This is a genomic window from Actinoplanes sp. CA-131856, from assembly GCF_050956135.1.
In the GTDB taxonomy this organism is placed as follows: domain Bacteria; phylum Actinomycetota; class Actinomycetes; order Mycobacteriales; family Micromonosporaceae; genus Actinoplanes.
In genome coordinates, this window is sequence record NZ_CP191849.1 from 7,283,438 (window position 1) to 7,305,969 (window position 22,532).

21 protein-coding genes are annotated in these 22,532 nt (G+C 70.4%); 8 read left to right on the forward strand and 13 right to left on the reverse strand.

Features of this window, described 5'->3' with window-relative positions; genetic code table 11:
- From ACQP2X_RS33755 to ACQP2X_RS33770, 4 genes are all read right to left on the reverse strand, one after another.
- The gene (locus tag ACQP2X_RS33755) at positions 1 to 2,001 is read right to left on the reverse strand and encodes a hypothetical protein (RefSeq protein ID WP_498688833.1); all 2,001 of its coding nucleotides are present in this window, start codon (positions 1,999 to 2,001) and stop codon (positions 1 to 3) included.
- Entirely contained in the window at positions 1,998 to 3,098 is a 1,101-nt protein-coding gene (locus ACQP2X_RS33760; protein ID WP_498688835.1) for a 5'-methylthioadenosine/S-adenosylhomocysteine nucleosidase family protein, read from the reverse strand. Before ACQP2X_RS33760 ends, ACQP2X_RS33755 begins: the two co-directional genes overlap by 4 nt.
- A complete protein-coding gene (locus ACQP2X_RS33765; RefSeq protein WP_498688837.1) occupies positions 3,095 to 3,829 on the reverse strand; it encodes an NUDIX hydrolase in 735 nt (244 codons plus the stop codon). The genes ACQP2X_RS33760 and ACQP2X_RS33765 overlap by 4 nt, the downstream gene beginning before the upstream one ends.
- Positions 3,830 to 3,920: 91 nt before the next feature.
- Positions 3,921 to 5,075, reverse strand: a complete 1,155-nt coding sequence (locus ACQP2X_RS33770; RefSeq protein ID WP_498688839.1) for an ROK family transcriptional regulator — start codon at positions 5,073 to 5,075, stop codon at positions 3,921 to 3,923.
- A gap of 156 nt (positions 5,076 to 5,231) precedes the next feature.
- Between ACQP2X_RS33770 and ACQP2X_RS33775 the strand changes: the two genes are divergently transcribed.
- The 5 genes from ACQP2X_RS33775 to ACQP2X_RS33795 all read left to right on the forward strand — a co-directional run bounded on the left by ACQP2X_RS33775 (position 5,232) and on the right by ACQP2X_RS33795 (position 11,266).
- Positions 5,232 to 7,298 (forward strand): alpha-galactosidase, encoded by a 2,067-nt coding sequence (locus ACQP2X_RS33775; protein ID WP_498688841.1) that lies wholly within the window; start codon positions 5,232 to 5,234, stop codon positions 7,296 to 7,298.
- 25 nt (positions 7,299 to 7,323) lie between these two features.
- Entirely contained in the window at positions 7,324 to 8,268 is a 945-nt protein-coding gene (locus ACQP2X_RS33780) for an acetylxylan esterase (RefSeq protein WP_498688843.1), read from the forward strand.
- Positions 8,269 to 8,303: 35 nt separating this feature from the next.
- Entirely contained in the window at positions 8,304 to 9,251 is a 948-nt protein-coding gene (gene sigJ / locus ACQP2X_RS33785) for an RNA polymerase sigma factor SigJ (RefSeq protein ID WP_498688845.1), read from the forward strand.
- Positions 9,252 to 9,339: 88 nt separating this feature from the next.
- Positions 9,340 to 10,497, forward strand: a complete 1,158-nt coding sequence (locus tag ACQP2X_RS33790; RefSeq protein WP_498688847.1) for an NAD(P)/FAD-dependent oxidoreductase — start codon at positions 9,340 to 9,342, stop codon at positions 10,495 to 10,497.
- Between the two features lies 1 nt (position 10,498).
- Complete coding sequence (locus tag ACQP2X_RS33795) at positions 10,499 to 11,266, forward strand: aminotransferase class IV (RefSeq protein ID WP_498688848.1); 768 nt, start codon at positions 10,499 to 10,501, stop codon at positions 11,264 to 11,266.
- Between the two features lie 37 nt (positions 11,267 to 11,303).
- Here ACQP2X_RS33795 and ACQP2X_RS33800 read toward each other — a convergent pair whose 3' ends face one another.
- Both ACQP2X_RS33800 and ACQP2X_RS33805 read right to left on the reverse strand, forming a co-directional pair.
- Positions 11,304 to 13,352 (reverse strand): M14 family zinc carboxypeptidase, encoded by a 2,049-nt coding sequence (locus ACQP2X_RS33800; protein ID WP_498688849.1) that lies wholly within the window; start codon positions 13,350 to 13,352, stop codon positions 11,304 to 11,306.
- Between the two features lie 60 nt (positions 13,353 to 13,412).
- Positions 13,413 to 14,000, reverse strand: coding sequence for a class I SAM-dependent methyltransferase (locus tag ACQP2X_RS33805; protein ID WP_498688851.1), 588 nt, complete (start codon positions 13,998 to 14,000; stop codon positions 13,413 to 13,415).
- A 15-nt stretch (positions 14,001 to 14,015) separates the two neighbouring features.
- Between ACQP2X_RS33805 and ACQP2X_RS33810 the strand changes: the two genes are divergently transcribed.
- Complete coding sequence (locus ACQP2X_RS33810) at positions 14,016 to 14,825, forward strand: YwiC-like family protein (protein ID WP_498688852.1); 810 nt, start codon at positions 14,016 to 14,018, stop codon at positions 14,823 to 14,825.
- Here ACQP2X_RS33810 and ACQP2X_RS33815 read toward each other — a convergent pair.
- Positions 14,818 to 15,828, reverse strand: a complete 1,011-nt coding sequence (locus ACQP2X_RS33815) for a helix-turn-helix transcriptional regulator (protein WP_498688854.1) — start codon at positions 15,826 to 15,828, stop codon at positions 14,818 to 14,820. The two genes, ACQP2X_RS33810 and ACQP2X_RS33815, sit on opposite strands and share 8 nt — an antisense overlap.
- 54 nt (positions 15,829 to 15,882) lie before the next feature.
- Here ACQP2X_RS33815 and ACQP2X_RS33820 point away from each other — a divergent pair, with 54 nt between their 5' ends.
- The gene (locus ACQP2X_RS33820) at positions 15,883 to 16,281 is read left to right on the forward strand and encodes a VOC family protein (protein WP_498688857.1); all 399 of its coding nucleotides are present in this window, start codon (positions 15,883 to 15,885) and stop codon (positions 16,279 to 16,281) included.
- 8 nt (positions 16,282 to 16,289) lie between these two features.
- Here ACQP2X_RS33820 and ACQP2X_RS33825 read toward each other — a convergent pair.
- The 4 genes from ACQP2X_RS33825 to ACQP2X_RS33840 all read right to left on the reverse strand — a co-directional run bounded on the left by ACQP2X_RS33825 (position 16,290) and on the right by ACQP2X_RS33840 (position 19,753).
- Positions 16,290 to 17,112, reverse strand: a protein-coding gene (locus ACQP2X_RS33825) for an IS5 family transposase (RefSeq protein WP_498701099.1) whose coding sequence is annotated in 2 segments (ribosomal slippage) — positions 16,290 to 16,772 and positions 16,774 to 17,112 — 822 coding nt in all. Because the reading frame shifts where the segments join, the coding sequence is not laid out codon by codon here.
- A 61-nt stretch (positions 17,113 to 17,173) separates the two neighbouring features.
- Positions 17,174 to 17,725, reverse strand: a complete 552-nt coding sequence (locus ACQP2X_RS33830) for a hypothetical protein (RefSeq protein WP_498688858.1) — start codon at positions 17,723 to 17,725, stop codon at positions 17,174 to 17,176.
- Positions 17,726 to 17,749: 24 nt separating this feature from the next.
- A complete protein-coding gene (locus ACQP2X_RS33835; RefSeq protein ID WP_498688860.1) occupies positions 17,750 to 18,580 on the reverse strand; it encodes an alpha/beta hydrolase in 831 nt (276 codons plus the stop codon).
- An 18-nt stretch (positions 18,581 to 18,598) separates the two neighbouring features.
- Complete coding sequence (locus ACQP2X_RS33840; RefSeq protein ID WP_498688862.1) at positions 18,599 to 19,753, reverse strand: P1 family peptidase; 1,155 nt, start codon at positions 19,751 to 19,753, stop codon at positions 18,599 to 18,601.
- A 23-nt stretch (positions 19,754 to 19,776) separates the two neighbouring features.
- Here ACQP2X_RS33840 and ACQP2X_RS33845 point away from each other — a divergent pair, with 23 nt between their 5' ends.
- Positions 19,777 to 20,802 (forward strand): LacI family DNA-binding transcriptional regulator, encoded by a 1,026-nt coding sequence (locus ACQP2X_RS33845; RefSeq protein ID WP_498688864.1) that lies wholly within the window; start codon positions 19,777 to 19,779, stop codon positions 20,800 to 20,802.
- Here ACQP2X_RS33845 and ACQP2X_RS33850 read toward each other — a convergent pair.
- Together ACQP2X_RS33850 and ACQP2X_RS33855 are read right to left on the reverse strand one after the other, a co-directional pair.
- Positions 20,750 to 21,484 (reverse strand): siderophore-interacting protein, encoded by a 735-nt coding sequence (locus ACQP2X_RS33850; protein ID WP_498688866.1) that lies wholly within the window; start codon positions 21,482 to 21,484, stop codon positions 20,750 to 20,752. The two genes, ACQP2X_RS33845 and ACQP2X_RS33850, sit on opposite strands and share 53 nt — an antisense overlap.
- Complete coding sequence (locus ACQP2X_RS33855) at positions 21,481 to 22,500, reverse strand: ABC transporter substrate-binding protein (protein ID WP_498688868.1); 1,020 nt, start codon at positions 22,498 to 22,500, stop codon at positions 21,481 to 21,483. The genes ACQP2X_RS33850 and ACQP2X_RS33855 overlap by 4 nt, the downstream gene beginning before the upstream one ends.
- Positions 22,501 to 22,532: the final 32 nt, after the last annotated feature.

The following is a 22,532-nucleotide window of genomic DNA, read 5'->3' on the forward strand; positions in this document are numbered from 1 at the left end:
CTAGTCCACCATGCCGTGTACGGCTTGGCGCAGCCGCCTGATGCGCTCGCCGCTGCGCTGGTCCTCGTGGGCCACCCAGTCCTTGCCCTCGGCGGCGATGCCCTCCAGCACGTGCAGGGTGTTCTGCAGGCCCGCCGCGTCGACGGTCAGGTCGGCGGCGGTGCCGGGCGCCTCACCGATGCCCAGCTTCTCCTCGCCCACACCGCTGACCGGTATCTCGAGCGGCTGGCCGCTGACCAGAGCCAGCTCGAACGTCCGCTCCTTGTGGTCGCCCTCGGTGACGTGCACGGAGGCGACCGCGTCGAACCGGTAGTTGGTGCGCTCGCGATTGTGGAAGGTCGCGTGATGGAAGTCGAGTTCGACAGCCATCTGGCGTACACCGTCGGGGGTCAGAAGGAAGACGAGCATCTGATAGCGGGAGTAGCGCCATGGACCCTTCACCACCCGTGCCTGATCGCACCCGCGCGCCGGAGCTTCGATGAAGGCGTGGACGATCATGTTGCTCGGCACCAGCTTGTAGTGCTGGAGCGCGTCCCTCATCAGCAGCATGCGATCGCACTCGAGCCAGGCCGCCATCTCGGAGTCGGTCGGAGCGTCCGCCAGCTTTTCCTTCCAACGGCAGAAGGCGGCATAGGAGCCGAGGTACAGAAGCTCTTTCTCCTCGCGTTCGCACTCATAGCGACGGCGCTCCGTGATGATCGCGAGCCAGTCGTTCGCGGCGACGGCTCCGGTCATCACCAGGACCGGCACGGCCAGCGAGGCGTAGAGCGGGCTCATCGGGATCGCGCTCACCAGCGCCCGGATTGCGGCCAGCACCAGAACGGACACGCCCAGTACGACCGCCGCCTTCGTGGAGAACGGGGTCCGGAAACGCCGCCGGTGGTCCCACAGCGTGTCCTGCCGCCACTGCTTCTTCACCACTCCGACGCGATAGCGGATCAGCCAGGCGATCGCGTCGGCGTCGACCTTCGTGTCCCGGTAGGCGTTGACCACCTCGTCGCGGATGCTGCGCCGAATGCCGGCGGTCTCGGCCAGCCACGTTCCCCGATCGACGTCGTTCGGCACGTACCGACCGAAGTATCCGCGGAACATCCGGTCCACCCGGCTGGCGAAGCCGCCGGCCGGCGGCCGGCGGCGCTGTCTCGGCGACCGGAGCTCCCGCTCCTTGGCGTTGAGGCGCTCGTTGCGGTGACGCCACTCCGCGCCGTTGACCGCCCAGAGATAGCCGCCGGCGACTGCCAGCACATAGGCCACGATGGCGGGAACGTGGCCGCTCATGACGACCAGCACACCGATGTAGCCGGCGACAACGGCGAAGAGAACGCCGGCCGTGACCGCCCGGACCCATACACCAGCGGTGGTCTTGGGAGGATCAGGGAACGTGCGCCGGGGCCCGACCGGGATCGGCTCGAAGAACTTCCAGGTTCGTTGTTCGCGGTCGCGCGCCAGCTGTCCATCGGCGGCCTCACGGATCAGGCGCCGCCACGCCTGGTCCTCGAGCGGACCGGTCAGGAACATCTCCAGATGCTTGGTGATCTTCCTGCTCTGCTCCTTGCCGAGCGTGTCGAGCTCGGCCAGGTCGATGGCATGGTCAGTGTCGGACGCCTCGATGTTCGCCAGCAGGCGATCGATCATCTTGATGCCCGCGGTCCAGTTGTCGTCGGCCTTCACCGTCGGACAGCTCCGGGCGTCCTCCAACCGGGCGAAGTCGTCGTTCGACAACTGCTGGAGGGTGCGCCCGCTGAGCAGTGCGAGCAACTGATGGAAGCGCACTTCGCTGGAAACGTAGCCGAGAGCCACCGCCTCGTTGATCAGCTCGCGTGCCCGTTGCGGCATCCGGCCTTCGAGATAGAGGACGCCTACCTCGTACCTCCGTTCGGGCGGGTCCTCGGGGAGAACCTGATAGAAGTTCAGCTCCCGCACGACCGCGATACCGGCCTGCACACCGACCGTCGACGAGTCCGCCGCCGTGTTGGTGGTCGTCACATGCGGCCCGGTCATGACATGCCTCTGACGGCATTGATGATCGAAGTGAGCCGCGCGGCCAGCTCGGCCACGTCACTGACCAGTCCCACCAGCCGCTTCAGGGCGGTCAGGAGCGTACGCCGGTCCGGCGGGTTCTCGGCCAGCGACTTGTCGGCGATGGCGAGCTCCGACTCCGCCGCCACGCAGTCGTCCTCACTCACCCGGCCCTCGCCGCGGGCGCGCCTCAGCTCCGCACGGAAGTCGGCCAGTTGCTCGCCGATGCCTCCGGGCCGGGAATGCCGCGGGCCGTACGAGATGTCGCCGTACACCTGCCCGGTCTGCACTCCGACCCGAGCGTTTCCGCTCGCCGAGTTGTGCGTGGTGATGTGTGACGCGGTGCTGTCCATGGCCGAGCCTTTCGTGACGCGCGGGAGGGAACGGGCAAGCTCGGCGGCGAGCGCCACGGCGAAACTCGCGGCGTTGACCACCGCCTTCTTCTGCCATTGCTGCCGGTCGGTCCGCGTCTTGCTGCCGTCGGCCCGGTCGCTGATGCCCCGGACCACGACGACCGGCAGGGCGCTGTTCAGGTGTCCGGCCTGGGCGACGCCGGCGCCCTCCATCTCGATCGCCACCGCGTCGTTGTAGTGCTCGTGCACCCATCGCGCCTGCTCCGAGGTGACGGAGTCGAGCACGATCTCACCGGCGGCGATGGGGCCGAAGCGCACCTTCTCGGGCGCGCGGCGGGCGACGTGCCGGGCGATCTGGTCGGCGCGGTGCGAGATCTCCCAGGTGCGCGGCCGGCTGCGCTGACCGTCGTCCTCGCTCGTGCCGCCGTGATAGGCGTACACGTGCGTGGCCACCACGACGTCGCCCAGCTGAAGGTGCGGGTAGAGGGCGCCGGCGACACCGACGAAGAGCAGCGCGGCCGGGGAGAACTCGGCGATGGCCCGTTCCGCCAGAACGGCGGCGGGGTGGTTGCCTTTGCCGACGAGCGCCAGAGCGACGCGGCCGCCGGAGGCGAGGGTGCCGACCTCGAACCGCGTTCCTTGCTGGTGGGTGTGCGGCTCGAGGTCGTGCAGCCTGCCGCGAACCGCCTCGTACTCCAGGTCGAGGGCGGTGAGGATCACGATCATCGGACTGCTCCTTTCCGGCCGGCCGCGTCCGCGGACCGGACCATCGGCGGGTACAGCACCTGGCACGGGCCGGCCCGGAACAACCGGGCGGGCCGGCCTGTCTCGTTCCGGCGGGACGGGCCCGCCGGCACGACGAAACCGTCGACGCTCTGCACCTTGCGGTAGAAGTTGCGCGGGTCGAGCTGGACGCCCCACACCGCCTCGTACACCTGCTGAAGCTCGGACAGAGTGAAGGTCGGCCCACAGAAGGCGGTGCCGAGGCTGGAATGTTCGAGCTTGGTACGCGCTCGCTCGATGCCGTCGAGGACGATCTGCCGGTGGTCGAAGGCGAGCCGGAGCCGGCCGGAGAGAATCTCGTCGGCCGGCCGCCACGAGGCTCCGGCGGCGTCGGTGCCGGCCACCGGGTCGGGCAGCCGTGGCAGGACCGCCAGATAGGCGACCGAGATGACCCGGCCGCGCGGGTCGCGCCCCGGATCGCCGTAGACGCCCAGCTGTTCGAGATGAAGCCTGTCGAGGGCCAGACCGGCCTCCTCGGAGAGTTCCCTGCGAGCGGCGGTCAGCAGGTCTTCCTGGACGTGGTTGAGGAATCCGCCGGGCAGCGCCATGGCGCCGCGATGAGGATCGATGCCCCGTTCCACGAGGAGGACCTGGAGCCGCGCGTGCCGCAGGGTGAGGATGACGAGATCAACAGCGAGAAGTACCTCTGGCGGTTCCCAGGAGTCATCGACCATGTTCGAAGCGTAGCTTTTTGTCATGCTGACAATAAGTCAGCCGATGTGCCAACCTTCCCGGGCTGAGACCGCCCCGGACGGTGGGGCGGGCTCAGCCCAGGGGTACCAGGCGGGACTGGATGCTCACCGCGGCGGCGCCCCGGGCCCACTCCTCGAACGGGAGAGGGCGGATCGACAGTGGACAGTCGGCTGCGGCGCCGAAGGCCTGGCGTTCGAAGCCGGCGCGGATGTGGGGCTCGAAGAGGTCGTACGCCGACAAGCCCTCGCCCGAGACGACGATGTGGGCGGGGCCGACCAGGTTGGCCACGGCCGCGATGCCCAGGCCGATCGCCTCGCCGGCCCGGGCGAAGACTGTCAGCACCGCTGGGTCGCCGGCTCGGGCCCTTGTCACCGCTTCGTCGATGGTTTCCGTGCCGGCGGCGGCCACTATGGAGGACGTACCGGCTATCGCCTCCACGCAGCCCCGGCTTCCGCAGTGGCAGTCGGGGCCGTTCGCGTCGACGCTGATGTGGCCTATCTCGCCCGCGACGCCGTGGGAACCCGAGACCGGGCGGCCGTTGACGACCAGGCCGCAGCCGATGCCCTGGCCGACCGTGACCAGGGCGAACGAGTCGGCGCCGGCGCCCTCGCCGAACCAGTGCTCGGCCGTCGTGAGAGCCTTCACGTCGTTCTCGACCGTCACCACCAGGCCGGTGGCCTGGGCCGCCAGCTTGCCCAGCAGGACGTTGTGCCAGCGCAGGAACGGCGAATAGCGGACCAGGCCGGACGCCCGGTCGACGTCGCCCGAGACGGCCAGGCCCAGGCGGCGGGTGCGACCCCGGTAGTTTCCGGGGCCGTCGAGCAGGTCCGCGGTCATCGCCGTGATCTCGGCCAGCACGTCGTCCACCGCCGGGGACGACAGCGGGCGGTGGGACACCGCGCGGATCTTCGCCGTCAGGTCGCAGACCACGCCGATCAGCTCGTCGCCGGTCAGCTTCACGCCGAGGAAGAACTCGCGGTCGGCCCGGACCGTGAGCGGGCTGGCCGGGCGGCCGGCGCCGGGGCCGGTGCGCTCGGTGGCCTCGCCCTCGCTCAGATAGCCGGCGTCGATCAAGGGGCGGGCCGATTTCGTCACGGCGGCCGAGGAGAGCCCGAGTTTGCGGGCCAGGCTGACCCGGCTCTGCGGGCCCGAGGTGACCAGGGCGGTCAGGATCGCGGCGGACGCCGGTGAGGAGGCGAGCGCGGAGTAGTCGTCAGCCGGAGACATGCTTCGGAAGTCAACCGTACCCACGACATGAAAGCTAGGAGTATTAATTAACTTCGTCAAGTATTGATTTCGGCGCGCGATCGCTCATACGCTCGGCGCCACGTCACTGCGGTGACATCGACACTGTGGTGATATCGACGTACCCCGAGGACTCACATGCACATCTCGTACGAAACCGACCAGCGGCTCTGGCTGCTGACCGGCGACACCAGCGCCTACGCCGTCCGGCTGGACGCCGACGACCGCCTGCGGCATGTGCATTGGGGCCCGAGGATCACGCTAGCCGAGGCGGTCGCGCTCGGCCAGGAGATCGCCGACCCGGCCGCCAGCAGTTTCGAGCAGGGAGCGGGCGCGGCCGAGCTGACCGTCGAGGGCGGCGACCACTTCGGGCCGGTGTCGTTGCAGGTCCGCTTCGCCGACGGCACCCGCGGCGTCGAGTGGCGCTACCTCGGCCACGAGGCCGACGGCAACCACCTGCGAATCGACCTGGCCGACCGGTACTACCCGCTCGAGGTCCGGCTCCACTACGTGGTGCACGGCGACGTGATCGAGCGCTGGGCCGACGTCGTCAACAAGGGCCCGGAGACGCTCGACGTGCTGCGGGCCGACTCGGCCGCCTGGAACGTCCCCACCCGCGAGAGCTACCGGCTCAGCCACCTCGTCGGGGCCTGGAACAGCGAGTTCCGGCTCCAGCGGGCCACCCTCCCGACCGCCGAGACCGTGCTCACCAGCCGCCGCGGCGCCACCAGCCACCACGCCAACCCGTGGCTGGCGATCGACGACGGCACCGCCGCCGAGGAGCACGGCGAGGTGTGGAGCACCGTGCTGGCCTGGAGCGGCAGCTGGCGGGTCAGCCTGCACCGCGACCCCGGCGGCCGCACCGGCTGGACCGGCGGGTTCGGTCACGAGGGCCTGACCTGGACGCTCGAGGCGGGCGAGACCCTCACGACGCCGGTCTTCGCCGGCGTGTGGACCGGGTCGGGTTTCGGCGCGGCGAGCCGGGCCTGGCAGGCGTACGTCTCGGAACAGATCCTGCCCTTCCCCGAGGAGGACCGCCCGGTTCTCTACAACAGCTGGGAGGCGACCGGCTTCGACGTCGACGAGGCGGGCCAGATGGCGCTGGCCGCGAAGGCCGCTGGCCTCGGCGCCGAGCTGTTCGTGATGGACGACGGCTGGTTCGGCGCCCGCCTCAGCGACCACGCCGGCCTCGGCGACTGGGAGCCCAACCCGCGCCGCTTCCCGAACGGCCTGCGGCCCCTGGCCGACGAGGTGCGGCGGCTCGGCATGCGGTTCGGCATCTGGGTCGAGCCCGAGATGGTCAACCCGGACAGCGACCTCTACCCCGCCCACCCCGACTGGGTGCTGCACCAGCCCAACCGGCGCCGCACCGAGATGCGCAACCAGCTCGTGCTGAACTTCGCCCGGCCCGACGTCGAGCAGTGGGCCCACGCCTGGCTCGACCGGCTCGTGGCCGAGCTCGACCTCGATTTCCTCAAGTGGGACTTCAACCGCGCCTTCACCGAGGCCGGCCCCGACCGGGTGTTCCTGGAGCACACGCGGGCCGTCTACCGCGTCATGGACCGGCTGCGGGCCGACCACCCCGGCCTGCGCATCGAGGCCTGCGCGGGCGGCGGCGGCCGGGCCGACCTCGGCATGCTCGCCCGCACCGACCAGATCTGGACCTCCGACAACACCGACGCGGTGGACCGGATCGCCATCCAGAACGGCTTCAGCCAGTACTTCCCGGCCCAGGTGATGAGCGCCTGGGTCACCGACAGCCCGAACGTCACCACGGGGCGGACCACTCCGCTGCGCTTCCGCTTCCACGTGTCGATGGCCGGGGTCCTCGGCCTCGGCGGCGACCTCACCACGTGGACGCCGGACGAGCTCAAGGAGGCGGCCGAGCACGTCGCCACGTACAAGCGGATCCGGCCGATCGTGCAGCACGGCACCGCCTATCGGCTCACCGGCGCCGGCACCCTCACCGGCGTGCAGTTCGTGCACGGCGACGAGCACGTGGTCCTCGCCTGGTGCCCGACCCGGCCGTTCGGGTACAGCCCCGGCCCGCTCCCGCTGCCGGCCGTCCTGCCCGGCGCCGACTACCTCGACCTCGACACCGGCGTCACCCACTCGGGCGCCGTCCTGCGCCAGCGTGGCCTGCCCCTCGACCTGCCCTCGGGCGACCACGCGAGCACGCTCGTCCGGCTGCGGCGCCTGTCCTGACCCCTGCGAAAGCGAGACCGTCCCGATGGCACACTTCGACCTCTCACCCGACCAGCTCGCGGTCTACGACCCGGACGTCGCCCGGCCGGCCGACTTCGACGAGTTCTGGAAGCAGACGCTGACCGACTCACCGGCGGGGGAGGCGACCTTCACTCCGTACGACGCCCTGCTGCCGGGCGTGACGATCCATGACGTCCGGTTCCCGGGCTACGGCGGCCAGCCGGTCGCGGGCTGGTTCCTGGTGCCGGCCGGCGCCACCGGCCCGGTGCCCTGCGTCGTGCAGTTCATCGGGTACGGCGGCGGGCGCGGCCTGCCGCACGAGTGGCTGCTCTATCCGGCCGCGGGCTACGCGGTCTTCGTCATGGACTCCCGCGGCCAGGGCGACGGCGACACCCCCGACCTGCCCGGCGTCGGCCCGGCGCACAAGGGCCTGCTGACCCGCGGTGTGCTGGCCCCGGAGGACTACTACTACCGGCGCCTGTTCACCGACGCCGTGCGGGCGGTCGACGCGGTCCGCTCCCGCCCCGAGGTCGACACGTCGAAGATCGTGGTGGCCGGGGCCAGCCAGGGCGGCGGCATCGCCCAGGCCGTGGCCGGGCTGCGCTCCGACCTGGCCGGGGCCATCATCGACGTGCCGTTCCTGACCCACTTCCGGCGGGCCACCGAGATCACCGACGCCTACCCGTACCGCGAGCTGCCGGACCTGCTGGCCAGCAACCGCGACACCCTGGACCGGGTCTTCCGCACTCTGTCCTACTTCGACGGTGTGAACCTCGCGGCGCGGGGCACGGCGCCCGCCCTCTACGCGGTCGGGCTGATGGACGCCATCTGCCCGCCGTCGACCGTCTACGCGGCCTACAACCGCTACGGCGGCCCCAAGGAGATCCGGATCTGGCCCTACAACGGCCACGAGGGCGGCGGCAGCGTGCAGCAGGCCATCAACGTGCGCTGGCTACACGACCTGCTCTGAAGAAAAGCCGGTGACATGGCCGCTACCATCGGGCCATGTCACCGGCTGTCGAGGATGTCGCACGTTTCGAGTCGTCGCGCCCTCGGCTGGAGGCGATCGCCTACCGGATGCTGGGGTCGGCCGGTGAGGCCGAGGACGCCGTACAGGAAACGTATTTGAAGTGGCAGGCGGCCGATCCGCGGCGCATCGAGGTGCCCGAGGCCTGGCTGACCAAGGTGCTCACCAACCTGTGCCTCAACCAGCTCACCTCGGCCCGGGCGCGACGGGAGACGTACGTCGGTCAATGGCTTCCCGAGCCGCTGCTGGCCGGCGATCCGATGCTGGGACCGGCCGACAGCGCCGAGCAGAGAGAGTCGGTCTCGTACGCCGTCATGGTGCTCCTGGAGAGGCTGACGCCGAACGAGCGGGCCGTCTACGTGCTGCGCGAGGCCTTCGACTATGCGCACGCCGAGATCGCCGGCATCCTCGACATCACCGAGGCGGCCAGCCAGCAGATCTTCCACCGGGCCCGCAAGCACGTCACCGACGGCCGGGCCCGCCGCGAGGTCGACGAGGCCGCGGCCAAGCGCATCGTCGAGGAGTTCCTCACCGCGGCCACCAGCGGCCGCACCGAGGTGCTGGTGGGCCTGCTCACCGGCGACGCGACGGGCGTGGGCGACGGCGGCGGCAAGGTTCCCGCGCGGGCCAAGCCGTTCGTGGGCGCGACGGCGGTCGCCAAGTTCTTCCGGGGCCTGTTCCTGCCCAGCGGGTCGAAGCGGGCCCTGGCCGGCGGCACACCGGGCATCTACGCCTCGGTCGCGAACGGGGAGCCGGCAGTGGTCGCGGTGCTCGACGGCCGGGTCATCGGGCTGCTGTGCCTGGAGGTCACGCCCGACGGCATCGCGGCGCTGCGCGCACAGGGCAACCCCGACAAGCTCGTACGGGCCACCCGGCGGTGGGCCGCCACCGACCACGGCGAGCCCCTGTTCGTCGCGTTCGCGTGAGGAGTGACCTGGATCACCTCGCCACCTGTCAGGAAATCGCGGGCCGCCCGGTTCAAGAGGCGAACCCGCGCAGAACAGGAGCGACGCCATGCAGCACCGCATCATCGTTCTCGGAGCCGGATACGCCGGCGCCATCACCGCCGGCCGCCTGGCCAAGCGTCTCCGCACCGAGGACGTCGCCATCACCCTCGTCAACGCCTCACCCGACTTCGTGGAACGGGTCCGCAACCACCAGGTCGCGGTCGGCGCCGCACTGAAGCCGCGACCGCTCACGGCCATGTTCGCGAACACCGGCGTGGCCCTGCGGATCGCCTCGGTCACCGCGGTCGACGTATCCCGCAGGACCGTCTCCCTGACCGACGGCGAGCTTTCGTACGACACGCTGGTGTACGCGCTCGGCAGCACCTCGAACGGCACTCCCGAGCACGCCTACGAGCTGGCCGGCCGTCCCGGCGCGCAGCGGCTGCGTGAGCGCCTCACTGGTTTGAAGAAAGACGACACGGTGCTCGTCGTCGGTGGCGGCCTCACCGGCATCGAGGCGGTCACCGAGATCGCCGAGGCCCGGCCCGACCTCGACGTGGCCGTGGCCACCCGGGGCGAGTTCGGTGACTGGCTGTCGCCGAAGGGCCGCGCCCACCTGCGCAAGGTCACCAACCGCCTGGGTATCGCCGTGCACGAGAACGTGGCCGTCACCCGGGTCGGGACGGACCACGTCGAGCTGGCCGGCGGCCGGACGCTCCCGGCGGCGGTCACGGTGTGGACGGGTGGCTTCGCGGTCCACCCGCTCGCCGCCGCCACGGACCTGGAACTGGGGCCGGACGGCCGGATCGTCGTCGACGGCACGATGCGTTCGGTCTCGCATCCCGACGTGTACGCGGTCGGCGATACCGCGCTGGCCACAGGCGCGGGCGACAAGCCGATGCGGATGGCCTGCGCTTCCGGCGTCCCCCAGGCATGGCAGGCGGCCGACTCGATCGCGGCCCGGCTGACCGGGGGCAAGATGCCGAACGCTCCGCTGAAGTACTTCAACCAGTGCATCTCACTGGGCCGAAGCGACGGCCTCATCCAGTTCGTCACGGAGGACGACGTCTCACGGCCGGGAGTGCTCACGGGCCGCACGGCGGCGGTGTACAAGGAGATGGTCGTGAAGGGCGCCTACTGGGGCGTCGCCAACCCGATGCTGAAGCTCCCGGTCCGCCGCCGAGGCGTCACGCACAACCCGGCATCCCTCTCCAAGATGGACTGATATGACGTACGTGGAAATCAACGGTGCACCGGCCTCCCTCGACGCGGTGCACCGGGCCGCCACCTGGAACTACGGGCACTTCTCGTCGATGCAGGTCCGCCGGCGGGCTGTCGCCGGACTGGAGTTTCATCTGCGCCGGCTGCGTGACGCCTCGGCGGTCCTGTTTCCGGAGGCCCCGCCGCCGTCCGACGACACCATCGTGCGGCTGATCAAGCACGCCCTGGGCGACCGGCGGGACGCGTCGGTACGGGTGACCGTCATGCCGGGTGCCGACGTCATGGTGTCGGTCTCGGATCCCGTGCCAGACACGCCGCGACCGCCGCTGCGGGTTCGGACGGCCGTGTACGAGCGGGATCTGCCCGAGCTGAAGCACGTGGCGACGATGGGGCTGACGTATCACTCGATCGAAGCGCGGCGGGCCGGGTTCGACGATGTGCTGTTCCTGGGGGCGGACGGCGCCGTACGGGAAGGGTCGGTCTGGAACGTCGTCTTCTCCGACGGCGAAAGGGTGGTCTGGCCCGAGGCGCCCATGCTGACCGGCGTCACCATGCAGGTGCTGCGGCGAGGGCTGGACAAGATCGGCGTCGCCTCGGAGCGGCGGAAGATCAGGTCGCTGGAGGGGCTGCGAGGCGCGGCCGCGGCGAACTCCCACTGCCCGGCACAGCCGCTTGCGAGCATCGACGGCCGGGAGCTGCCGGAGCACGCGCCGTTGACGGACCTGCTGTGGCGAGCCTGGCGTGAAGTGCCCTGGGACGAGCTCCGCGTGTAGGGCCCGCTCCCCCACGGGAACGGGCCCTCTCAGCGGTTTACTGCTCGGCGGCGGCCCGGTCTCTGGCCACTCGGACCAGTTCCAGCAGGCCGTTGGCGTACTCCTGGGACTCGGCGTGGGCCTCGTCGAACGGGGGCTGGAAGCCGACGCCCTCCCACTGCTGGGTGGTCTCGTTCCAGCGGTCGTTGCCGACCTCGAAGTCCCAGGCGTCGATGCCCAGCTCGTAGTAGAGCTGGTCGGCCGAGTTGCCGGCGGCCGAGTAGAGGACGTCGGCCACCGGGCCCGTGTACGAGGGCCACGTGACCGTGCCGCGCTCAGTCGCGATGGCGCCGACGATGCGGCGGGCCGAGTCGAGGAAGAACTTCGACTCGTCGATCGACGGGCGGGGCAGGGTGACCCGGCCGTCGGCCTTGTAGGCGCCGGGCGGCCACATGAAGTAGCCGCCGTAGCTGTGCACGTTCATCGCCAGGTTGATGTTCGGGTGGGCCTTGGCCAGGGCGATCACGTTGCGGGACTCGGCCTCGGAGAGCTCGGCCGTGCCGGCGTACGTGCCGGACAGGCAGTTGGCGCTGGCGCCCACGTATCCGTCGAAGTAGGAGCCGACGGTGTAGTTGCGGTTGATGTCGACGCCCCACGAGTTGCGGTATCGGGGGTCGCGGGTGGCTCCGGCGCAGTGGTTGACCAGGTTCTTGCGCTGGAAGTTGAAGTCGTTGAACGAGTAGTTGGCGCCGTCGGGGTTGACGGTCGGGATGATGAAGATGTCGACGGCGTCGACCAGGGAACGCGTTTCCGGATGGGTGGCGTAGTTGGCGAGCAGGCGCTCGGCGAATTCCAGCGTGACGAGCGGTGTGGCCCATTCGCGGGCGTGTTCCTGGCTGTATGCCATCACGCCCGGCTTCGAGCCGTCCCGGGTCTTGCCGATCCGGAGCGCCTGGACGGTCCACGGGCCCTTGGGCACCTCGGTGCCCTGGAGGCCGTCGTCGAGGCGGGCCGGGCCGGTGACCGGCATGGGCAGGCCGGCCGAGCCCTCCTCGACCACGGCGCGGAACCGCTGCGGGTAGCGGGCCGAGATGAACGCGGCGACGTCGTCGGTCGTGCTGATCGTCTTTCCTGTGGTGTCTGTCGCGAGACGTACCGTGAGAACCCGGTCTTTGTAGGTCGCTGAGAGTGGCCGGTTGGCCGCTCCGGGGTCGACGGTCCGGACCTGGACGCCGTTCATGCCCTGATCGCCGAAGGCGACCGATTCGACGATAACGGCGGCGGCGTTGGGATCACCGAGATAGGCGACGGCCGTACGCCGGTAGCCCTGGGTCTTGTTGGGCAGGTTGATGACGTCGACGAGCTTCGGGTACTGCCGGGCCAGGCGCTTGATGCGGGCCTTGATGTCGACCGGCGTCATGTACGCGTCGACGAAGTCCTTCTGATATCCGGTCGGGAGAGCGGGTGGGGTGGCGCCCGGCCAGACGCCCGGGGTGATCGCCCGGGACGTGCCGCCGAGGCTCGAGGAGGCGGTCACCTGCACCGGCTTGGCGGGCATCGGTTGTGGCAGAGCGTAGTGGTACTGATATTCCCCGGAGTCCTCGAAGCGGACCAGGGGGAACGATCCGGTGGCGCCGTCGGCCGTACGCCAGGTGACAGTGATCTCGACGTCGGGGTCATCGGTGGCGGTGGTCGCGACCTGCGTCTGCAGGAAGGTGCGGCCGTTGCTGGTCCACCAGTACGCCTGGAGGAAGTGCAGGGTGTCGGCCTGCACAGCGAGCCTGGTGGCGCGGGCGGCACCGCTCGACGCGCGCTGGATCACCTGGAGCGGCTCGGCGCCCTGCGCGGTCAGCGCGGCCAGCCGGGCGTCGTCGACGACGATGTCGGCCAGGACGGCGCCGTTCTGGGTGCGGGGACGGGCGGCCAGGTCCTCGCCGCCGGCGACGAGGCGTTGCAGCATCGCCTCGTCGGGGAGGCGGAAGCGGATGAGCGCCGATTCGCCGGCGCTCAGTTGGTCTCCCGGGGCCGCCTCGGCGGCCCGCGGGATCGGCATGACGATCAGGACAAGGGCGGCGGCGACGGCCACCCAGCGAGGACGGAACGACATCGAACCTCCTGCTTCATCGAAGGATGTCGCTCCTCACCTCACCTTCCACATAGTCAGTTGTCAATTGAACACGGCGACCAGGAAGTCGCTGTCCGGTGCCAGCGGGCGCAGGTCCCAGGTGCTCAGCATCAGGTTCTCGGTCAGCCCGGCGGCCGCCGCGTCGCTCCGGAAGTCGGCGAACTCGTACCCGCGCCCGGATCCGAAGCCGATGACCGCGCGGCCGTCCTCGGCCAGGTGGGCGCGGAAGCGCTCGAGGATGGTCCGGCGCGTGGAGGGCGCCACGAAGGTCATGACGTTGCCGGCGCAGACCAGGACGTCGAACGTCGCCTCCAGCCGCAGCTCGGCCAGGTCACCGACGATCCAGGTGGCTTCCGGGTAGTCCTTGCGGGCGGCGGCGATCAGCTCGGGGTCGAGATCGACACCGACCACCTCGTGCCCCAGCCCGGCCAGGTGGCCGCCCAGCCGGCCGGTGCCGCAGCCGGCATCGAGGATCCGCGATCCGCGCGGCACCATCGCGTCGATCAGCCGGGCCTCGCCGTTCAGGTCGACGCCGCGCGCGGCCATGTCCGCGAACCGCTTGATGTACCACTGCGAATGCCCTGGATTCTCGGCTTTCTGCCGGAGCCAGAGGTTCTCCTGCTCGCTCATATCACTACCTCCCCCATGATCAGGCCATACCAAGGTATTACCCCACCAGGGACCAAAGTCTCTGGGCACCCAAGTGGACCGGCCACTAGCGTCCTGCACGTGACAACCGCTCCGGTAGTGACCCGCCGCCGCTACGTGCCTCCGCAGCACGGAGCGTGGGCGATGCTGCTGCTCCCCTATGTCACAGGCGTGGTCGCGGCCGGCTTCGGCTGGCCCGACCTGCCGCTGCTCGGCGCCTGGCTTTCCGGTTACCTGCTTTCCTACTTCGCCTTTCAGGCGATCAAGTCGCGCCGCCCTCGGCGTTTCCAGAACCAGATTCAGCTGTACGGGGTGAGCACACTGCTCCTTGCCACTCCCGTGCTCGTCGCGCGGCCGGCGGTGCTGCTCTACGCCCCTTTGTTCGCGGTGCTGATCGCCGTCAACGCGTTTCATGCCCATCGGCGCCGCGAGCGCGCCCTCGTGAACGACCTGGCCTCAGTGGTCCAGAGCTGTCTCATGATCTTCGTGGTGGCCACCGTGGCCGCGGTGCCCGTGCGCGACGTCCTGGGCCCGTTCCTGCTGATCCTGCTCTATCTGACGGGCACGATCCTCTACGTCAAGACGATGATCCGCGAACGCGACAGCGAGTCCTATCGCACGGCCTCACTCATCTACCACGCGGTGACGCTGGCCGCCGTCGTCACGCAAGGGCTGTTTCCGGCGGCCGTCTTCGCCTTGCTGCTCGTGCGCGCCTGGCTCCTGCCCGGCCGCGGACTGGTCCCGAAGCAGGTGGGCCTGCTGGAGATCGTCGCCAGCGCTCTGGTGCTGGTCGCCGCGGTCACCTGACCTGGCGGGCGTGTGCGGCCAGCCGCGCGGCGAGGCCGGTGACCAGGTCGCGGAGTTCGGCCGGCTCCTCGATGACGAACGGGCGGTCCAGGGCGGCCAGTGTCCCCGGGATCCAGTCGAGCCGCTCGGCGCGGATCTCCACCCGGTGCCAGGAGCCGCCGGATTCGGTGGGCGCCGCCTCGGTGGGCGCCGCCTCGGTGGGCGCCGCTTCGGTGATGACGGCGAGGGCGGCTGGGAAGCGGCCGCGGATCTGGTCGCCTGTGGCCTGGATCCGCAGGCGGACCCGGTGGCGATAGTCGGCGCGGGCCAGGCCGGTCAGCACCTCCTCCGCCGGGTCGTAGCCGGGCGGCGGGTCGAAGGTGCCGGGCAGCGGGCGTACCTCGGTCATGCGGTCCAGCCGGAACGTGCGCTCCTCGCCCTTCGCCGGGTCGGTGCCGCGGGCGTACCAGCGGCCCGAATGAGCGACCAGGCCGTACGGATGCAGGAGGCGATCGCTGCGCCGGCCGTTCCCGGCCGTGTAGCGGAACGTCACCGGGCGGCGGTGACGGACCGCGTCGGCCACGGCCAGCAGGGTCGGCGTGTCCGGGGTGGCCGGCGCACGCTCCGTGGCCGTGAAGGTGAGGGTCTCCAGGACGCTCTCGACCCGTTCGCCCAGACGCCGTGGCAGCACCCGCCGGATCTTCGCGGCGGCCGTCTCGTCGGCCGGGCCGGTCATGCCGGTCAAGCCCGCGCGGCGGCCCGCCACCAGGCCGAGCAACACGGCGAGGGCCTCGTCGTCGCTGAACATCAGGGGCGGCACGCGATAGCCGCGCGCCAGGCGGAATCCCCCGTAGCGGCCCCGCACCGACTCGACCGGGATGTCGAGCTCGACCAGGTGAGCGACATAGCGCCGGACGGTCCGCTCGTCCACGCCGAGCCGATCGGCCAGCTCGGCCGCCCGGCGCACCCCGCCCGACTGGAGCAGCTCCAGCAGCGTGAGCACCTGAGCTGTCGGCCTCGCCACACGCCAGACAATACCGGGCGGAACCTGCCCGGTATTCGCTCTAGCGTCACCGCCATGAACCTCATCTCACTACGCGTCATCACCGCCGACATCGTTCGGCTGGTCGCCTTCTACGAGAGGGCCACCGGCACCACGGCCACATGGTCGACCCCCGACTTCGCCGAGATCACCACCGCCGGGGCGACGCTCGCCATCGGCAGCGAAAAGACGGTGCCGCTGTTCGCCCCCGGCTCGGCCCGCGCGGCCGACAACCGTTCGGTCATCATCGAGTTCCTGGTCCCGGATGTGGACGCCACCCACGAGAAGCTCCACGACGCCGCGACTGTCGCCCCGCCCACCACCATGCCGTGGGGCAACCGCTCCCTGCTGATCCGCGACCCCGACGGCAACCTGGTCAACTTCTTCACCCCAGCCACCCCGTCCGCCAGGGCGAAGTTCGGCCTTCCGGCTTAGACCGCGTGTCAGTTGGGGTTGTTGCTGGCCAGCAGGTTGAGCCGGGTGGCGCGTCGGAAGCAGATTAGAGCGCAGGCCAGGCGCAGGAATCCGAGGTAGTGGGAAGCCTTGCGCTCGTAGCGGCGGGCCAGGCGCCGGAATCTGGTGGTCCATTCCAGGCAGCGTTCGATGACGTAGCGGTGCCGGCCCAGGTGCTTCGACGACTCGATGCCCGGCCGGGCGATGCGCGGCACGATGTTGCGCTCACGCAGCAATTCGCGGCATCCGGGGTAGGCGTAGCCCTTGTCGCCGTGCAGCTTCGCCGGCCGTTTGCGTGGGCGGCCGGCGGGCTGACGGATCGGCCGGAGGCCGTCGACCATGTCCTGCAGCATCTTGTGGTCGTTGAGGTTGGCGGCGGAGATGTCCACGTGAACAGGCAGTCCACCGCGTTCGCTGATGGCGTGGATCTTGGAGCCGGGCTTGCCCCGGTCTACCGGACTGGGCCCGGTCAGATTCCCCTTTGAGCGCGCGGACGTGCATGCTGTCGATACTCGCCCGCGACCAGTCGATCTGCCCGGCGACACCCAGGATGTCCAGCATCGCCTGATGCAGACGGGTCATCACGCCAAGGCTGACCCACTCGGAGAACCGGCGGTGCGCGGTACGCCAGTGCACCGGGAACGACCCAGGCAGCTTGCGCCACGAGCAGCCGGACTCCAGCACGTAGACGATCGCCGCGAGCATCGCCCGGTCATCAGTGCGCCGCCGGCCACCACCCTGATGCCTTTCCGGATGCGCAGGCAGCAACGGTTGGGCGAGATGCCACAACGCATCCGGGCAGTACTTCTCCACGTCATCCACGCCAGGTCAACGAATGACCTTGTAATTCAACAACCCCAAACGACACACGGTCTTAACCGAGGCGGCGGCGACCACGCCCGGGAACCCAGTCGACCGATTCGGCTGCGGACGGGTCGGCGAACGCGAGGACGGACTCGTCGAACCGAGTGAAAACCAACCGCCCCTGCATTCCCTCGTGCAATTCGCCCGCCATCAGCAGCAGTTGCCGACCGCCGATGCGCAGGACAACCTCGGCCACGACCTCCTGGTCGAGCACCGTCGAGACGCGGTCGATCTCGCCGGTGGGCAGTTCCGGTAGCGCCCTGCTCCGGTAAATGCCGACCTGACCCGACCAGTCGGGCCGGCCGTCATCCATTCGGCGCAGCCACAGACCACAGACGGCGTCGCCCTCGTAGGTACCGATCGTCATGAACGTCCCATCGTCGAACAAGGCACCGAGGACGTTCAGCTGTAGACATGGCACGGCGGGATCTTCGAAGTGCGGACCGTCTGAGGCCGGCCCCTCGCGCAACGCCATCTCGATGCCCGTCCAAGCTTTGACCCGCCGGCCGGGTAGCCGCTCGAAGTCGCGGACCCTCTCAGCGGTCCAACCGTTCCGTGTCACGCGGGCCAGTATCACGGGCCCGGGTCAGGTGGATTCGTCGGCCAGGGCGGTGATGGCCTTGATGAGCTGGGGGCCGTTGAGCAGGGAGGCGTCGTTGTGGTCGGCGCCCTCGACCGCTTCCACCCGTACGGGTCCGCGGGCCTTGCCGGCCACGGTCAGGCTCTGGCGCGGCGGCACGGTCGCGTCGGCCGTGCCGTAGACGACCAGGGTGGGCGACGCTACCCGCGCGACCATGTCGGCCACCGGGAAACGGTCGCGTGCCAGCAGTCGCACCGGCAGGAACGGGTAGTGCTCGCTGCCGGCCGCTGGCAGATCGATGAACGGCGACCGCAGGATCAGGGCGGCCGGCGGGTGTTTCACCGCCAGTGCGGTCACTACCGCCGCGCCGAGGCTCTCGCCGTAATACAGCAGCCGGTCGGTGGGGATGCCGGCCTGCTCGATCAGGAACGCGCGCGCGGCCTCGATGTCGCGGGCCAGTCCTTCCTCGCTCGGACGGCCGGGGTTGCCGCCGTAGCCCCGGTAGTCGACCAGGAGCACGGTCATGCCCTGGCCGGCCAGGGCGGTGGCGAGCGGAGCACGGGACAGTCTGTTGCCGGCGTTGCCCGGCGCGACCAGCACCGCCAGGCGACGGCCGGGTGTCCGCGGCTCGACCAGCCAGGCTGTCAGGCTCAAGCCGTCGGTGGTGCGCAACGTGACATCGCGGGCCGCGGGGAACACTCGGGCGGCCTCGGGCGGCGACGACCGGTCCGGAAAGTAGATGAGCTTCCGCTGCAGCAGCCAGGCCGCCGCGACGACCAGCGCCCACAGCACGACCACGGCGAGCGCGACGCGCAGCAGAGCGGACACCCTGGACATCATCTCATTGTCGAGGGCTCACGTCGTGGAGAGCACCGCGTCCCAGGCCAGTTCGGAGGCCACAGCACCTACCGCCAGGGAAGGCGTCGCGACGGTCACCTCGTCCGTGGTGGCGGCGAACAAGGTGTCGCCGTCGGCGATCGTGTGGAACGGCTGGATGGCTCGGTGCATCGAGCTGTGCACCTGGGTGGCGAACTGGGTCAGCTCGAAGTCGTCCATGCGCACGTTGGTGACCACGACGGTGAGCGTGGTGTTGCCGGTCGTGGACGGTGGGGAAACAGCGCCGGGGGTGATGCGGGCGGCGTAGTCGGGATAGGTCGGGTGGCGTTCGCCGGTGGCCGGGTCGAGGTTGCCGCGGCGGACGACCCCGGCGCGGTCGACTATGACGCCGATGGCGTTGACGATGGTGAGCACCAGGACCTTCGCCGGGCCGATGGTGGTGAAGGCGGCGCCCTGTCTGGCGTATTCGGCTCGGGTGTCGACGGCCTTGCCGACGGTGGCGGAGACGCCGGCGCCCACCCGGCCCACCGCGACCAGGTCGGTGCGGGCGCTGGTGAGGGCGGCCCGGCCCAGTTCGGCGTCGGGATAGACGGCGTTGTCGCGCTGGGCGAAGTCGTACACGACGGCGCCGGAGACCACTGGCAGCGCGGCGAAGTCGGTGCGGTGGCCGCTGCGCCGCAGCATCTCGTCGAGGACGCCGGTGGCGGCGGCCAGGCCGAAGGTGGAGCCGCCGGCCAAGCAGATCGCGTCGTTGACCGGGAAGGCGCCGAGCAGGCCGGCCGCGCCGCCACGGCGGTCGACCGCGGTCCGGGCCCGCGGCGGCAACGAGACCACCGTGGCGCCGGTGGGGCCGGCGTCGTATTCGGCGGTGCCGACGGCCACGCCGGGCAGGTCGAAAGCCACCCAGCCCGAGCCCGCCCGTCCCGTCTCGGGCCGCAGCGATGCCTCCAGCGACGCCTGCGCGTTGCCGAAGTCCCGCCCCGCAACCGGCAGCGCAGGCGAGGCGGCGAGAGCGGGCGTCTCAGCACCGGGCGTAAAGGCCTGTGCGGAGGCGGGCGCCGTCCCGGAGGCAAAGGCGGAGGCAGGCGCGGAAGCCGGGGTGGGGACGGAAGCGGGGGCGAAAGGAGAAGCGGGCGCGGCGGCTGTGGGGTCGTGGTGGGGCGAAGGGGGCATCAGGGGGCTCCTAGACTGTGGGGATGTCCGACCGCCGAACTGCGACGCTGCATGATGTGGCCCGCCGGGCGGGGGTGGGCAAGTCGACCGTGTCCAACGTTCTCGGTGGCACGGGGCGGGTCTCGGCGGCCACCCGCGAGCGCGTTCTGGCCGCCGTCGACGAGCTCGGCTATGCGCCCAACCGGGCGGCCCGGCGGCTTCGGGGTGGGCGTACGGGGACCGTCGGGGTCTACGTGCCGGGGGTGCCGTCCACGTCGGAGTACTACATGCGGTTCGTCTTCGGGGTCATGGAGCATCTGTCGTCGCAGGGGCGGGACACCGTGATCCTCGGTGGTGAGTCGCTGCCGCCGATGGACGGCGTGATCCTGTCCGATCCGCACGAGGATGATCCGGCCGCCGCCAAGCTGCTCGAGTCCGTGCGCCCGAGCGTGTGTTTCGAGCGGCCCTTCGGCGCGGGCATGGCGCGGCCCGATGTCGTCCTCTGGTGCGACCACTACCGGGCCACCACCGAGGTGCTCGACGCCATGCTGGCCGGGGGTGCCCGGCGGCCGGCCCTGATGATCCCGCCCGAGACCGGGGACTGGGCTTCGCAAGTGGGGTCGGCCTATCGGGACTGGTGTGGGCGTCACGGCGTGCCGCCGGTCATCGCGACGATCGACTGGGTGCCCACGGCCCGGCAGATCGATGACGCGGTCGGTGGGCTGCTGGAGGCGTACCCCTCGGTTGACGGGTTGATCTGCGGTCCGACCGACACCGCTCCGGCCGCGCTGCCCGCTCTGCGCGCGCACGGGCGGACGCCCGGTGTCGATTTCTCGCTGGCCACCGGGACCGAGACGACGTCGGCCCGGCTCGGGCAGCCGCCCATCACCTCCGTCGACCTCGATCCGCTCAACGCGGGGCGGCGGTGCGCGGCGCTGCTCGACGGGCTGCTGGCCGGTGACCCGGGCGGCGAGATCGAGCATCCGGTACGCCTGCACCTGCGCTCCTCGACCGTCCTCACAAGCCCAGCCGCTCCAGCTCCTCCTCCACCCGGTCTCCTGCTTCGGTGACCGAGTCGCCGGCGTCCAGCCGGTCCTGGTAGTAGCGCTCGATGTCGCCGCTGACCCTCTCGTAGCGGCGCTCCCAGTCCTCGGCGTTCACCCGCCAGTAGCCGACGGCGGCGATCTGGTCGCGGGCGAAACCCCGCTCGCCGCGCCAGAACGAGCGAGCGCGGCGGGCGTCGGCGCACTCCCCCGCGAACCAGACGTAACCGCGGCCCGGCGGCGTCGCGAAGGCGCGCATGCCCGCGAGGAGCGGACCTTCCACAGAAGGAACGGGCAGATAGCCGTCGCTGTCCGCATCGACGTAGACGAAGATCGGCGTGTCGCCTGTGTGCTGCTCCAGGATCCGGGCCACCGCGGGCAGTCCGGTCAGGTCCGCCGCGAGCAGGATCCAATCGGTGCCGGCGGGCGGCGCGTACCAGGACCGTTGCCGGGCGTACTTCAGCGTGTCCCCCGGCTGGGCCCGCTCCGCCCACGTGGAAGCGATGCCGTGCTCATGACGTACGAAATCAATGGTTATGACGCCGTTGTCCACAGCCCGGATGGTGTAGTTGCGCCCCTCCCGCGGAAACTCCAAAGTCACCGCTTCGTCCGGCGCTCCGATGGTCCGGAAAGAATCCGCGCGCAGCTCGACCCGGACGAAACGCGCGCCGAGCCGCCGGACCGCCAGGACCTCCGCCTCGCCGGTCACTTGGCCGAGAATTCGCTGGTCGTGGCCGGATCACCGTCGGCCGCCGTGGCCAAGGCGGGCACGACCTTGTCGAGCAGGTAGGGCAGGCTCAGCACCGAGGAGAACGACAGCGCGCCGTTGGCCTCCAGGCCGAGGAAGACGTCGCGGCCCTCCTGGTGGACGGCCTTGTCCGCGTAGAGGGGGTTGGCCAGCAGCGACTTGATGAGCGGGTCGCTCGCCGCCTCCGACCAGACGGCCACCTTCACGTCGAGCAGGTCGAAGCGCTCCTTGCTGATGGTGAAGTACTCGTCGGCGTTGTCGGTCAGCTTGGCCACTTCGTCCGACATGGTCAGGCCGAGGCTGGTGAGCACCTGCGAGCCGGTCGCCTTGGGGCTGAAGACGTAGAACTGGCCCTCGAAGCCGGAGGCGAACACCGACGACGCGCCCTTCAGGGCCGGATATTTGCCGGCGGCGTCCTTGATGCGGCCCTCCAGGTCGGCCACGAGTTTGGTGGCTTCGGCCTCCTTGCCGAGGATCTGTCCGGTCTTGAGGGTCATGTCCTGCCAGGTCACCGCCCAGTTGTCGTCGGCGGACGGCTGAGCCACGGTCGGCGCGATCTTGGCCAGGGTGTCGTACTGCTCCTTGGTGAGGCCGGCCGACATGCCGACGATCACGTCCGGGTCGAGGCCGATGATCTGCTCGTAGTCGAGTTCGGCTCGCGGCAGGACCGTCGGCTTGGCGCCGTTGAGGTACGACTGCGCCCACGGCCACGTCGCGGAGGGCTGATCGCCGTACCAGTCGCGGATCGCCACCGGCACGGTGCCCAGCGCCAGGTAGTAGTCCTGCTCCTTGAAGCCGACGATGACGACACGTTCGGGCTTCTTCGTGAGGTGCGTTTCCCCGTACGCGTGCTTGATCGTGACCGAGAAGCTGTCGTCGCGGCCGGCGGGCGACGGCTCCGGGGAACCGCAGCCGCCGGCCGCGAGAAGGACGCCGACGAGCAGCGCGCCGAGAGCACGGCGCCGGATTCTGGGCATGGCAATGAGGCCTTTCCGAAGGGGGACTTGAT

Coding starts and splice junctions, on each gene's coding strand:
- ACQP2X_RS33835 (WP_498688860.1), bottom strand. CDS start 18,580: ATGTCCAGGGTGTCCGCTCTGCTGCGCGTCGCGCTCGCCGTGGTCGTG.
- ACQP2X_RS33780 (WP_498688843.1), top strand. CDS start 7,324: ATGGCACACTTCGACCTCTCACCCGACCAGCTCGCGGTCTACGACCCG.
- ACQP2X_RS33800 (WP_498688849.1), bottom strand. CDS start 13,352: ATGTCGTTCCGTCCTCGCTGGGTGGCCGTCGCCGCCGCCCTTGTCCTG.
- ACQP2X_RS33855 (WP_498688868.1), bottom strand. CDS start 22,500: ATGCCCAGAATCCGGCGCCGTGCTCTCGGCGCGCTGCTCGTCGGCGTC.
- ACQP2X_RS33790 (WP_498688847.1), top strand. CDS start 9,340: ATGCAGCACCGCATCATCGTTCTCGGAGCCGGATACGCCGGCGCCATC.
- ACQP2X_RS33765 (WP_498688837.1), bottom strand. CDS start 3,829: ATGGTCGATGACTCCTGGGAACCGCCAGAGGTACTTCTCGCTGTTGAT.
- sigJ (WP_498688845.1), top strand. CDS start 8,304: ATGTCACCGGCTGTCGAGGATGTCGCACGTTTCGAGTCGTCGCGCCCT.
- ACQP2X_RS33760 (WP_498688835.1), bottom strand. CDS start 3,098: ATGATCGTGATCCTCACCGCCCTCGACCTGGAGTACGAGGCGGTTCGC.
- ACQP2X_RS33775 (WP_498688841.1), top strand. CDS start 5,232: ATGCACATCTCGTACGAAACCGACCAGCGGCTCTGGCTGCTGACCGGC.
- ACQP2X_RS33805 (WP_498688851.1), bottom strand. CDS start 14,000: ATGAGCGAGCAGGAGAACCTCTGGCTCCGGCAGAAAGCCGAGAATCCA.
- ACQP2X_RS33840 (WP_498688862.1), bottom strand. CDS start 19,753: ATGCCCCCTTCGCCCCACCACGACCCCACAGCCGCCGCGCCCGCTTCT.
- ACQP2X_RS33795 (WP_498688848.1), top strand. CDS start 10,499: ATGACGTACGTGGAAATCAACGGTGCACCGGCCTCCCTCGACGCGGTG.
- ACQP2X_RS33770 (WP_498688839.1), bottom strand. CDS start 5,075: ATGTCTCCGGCTGACGACTACTCCGCGCTCGCCTCCTCACCGGCGTCC.
- ACQP2X_RS33820 (WP_498688857.1), top strand. CDS start 15,883: ATGAACCTCATCTCACTACGCGTCATCACCGCCGACATCGTTCGGCTG.
- ACQP2X_RS33845 (WP_498688864.1), top strand. CDS start 19,777: ATGTCCGACCGCCGAACTGCGACGCTGCATGATGTGGCCCGCCGGGCG.
- ACQP2X_RS33810 (WP_498688852.1), top strand. CDS start 14,016: ATGATCAGGCCATACCAAGGTATTACCCCACCAGGGACCAAAGTCTCT.
- ACQP2X_RS33755 (WP_498688833.1), bottom strand. CDS start 2,001: ATGACCGGGCCGCATGTGACGACCACCAACACGGCGGCGGACTCGTCG.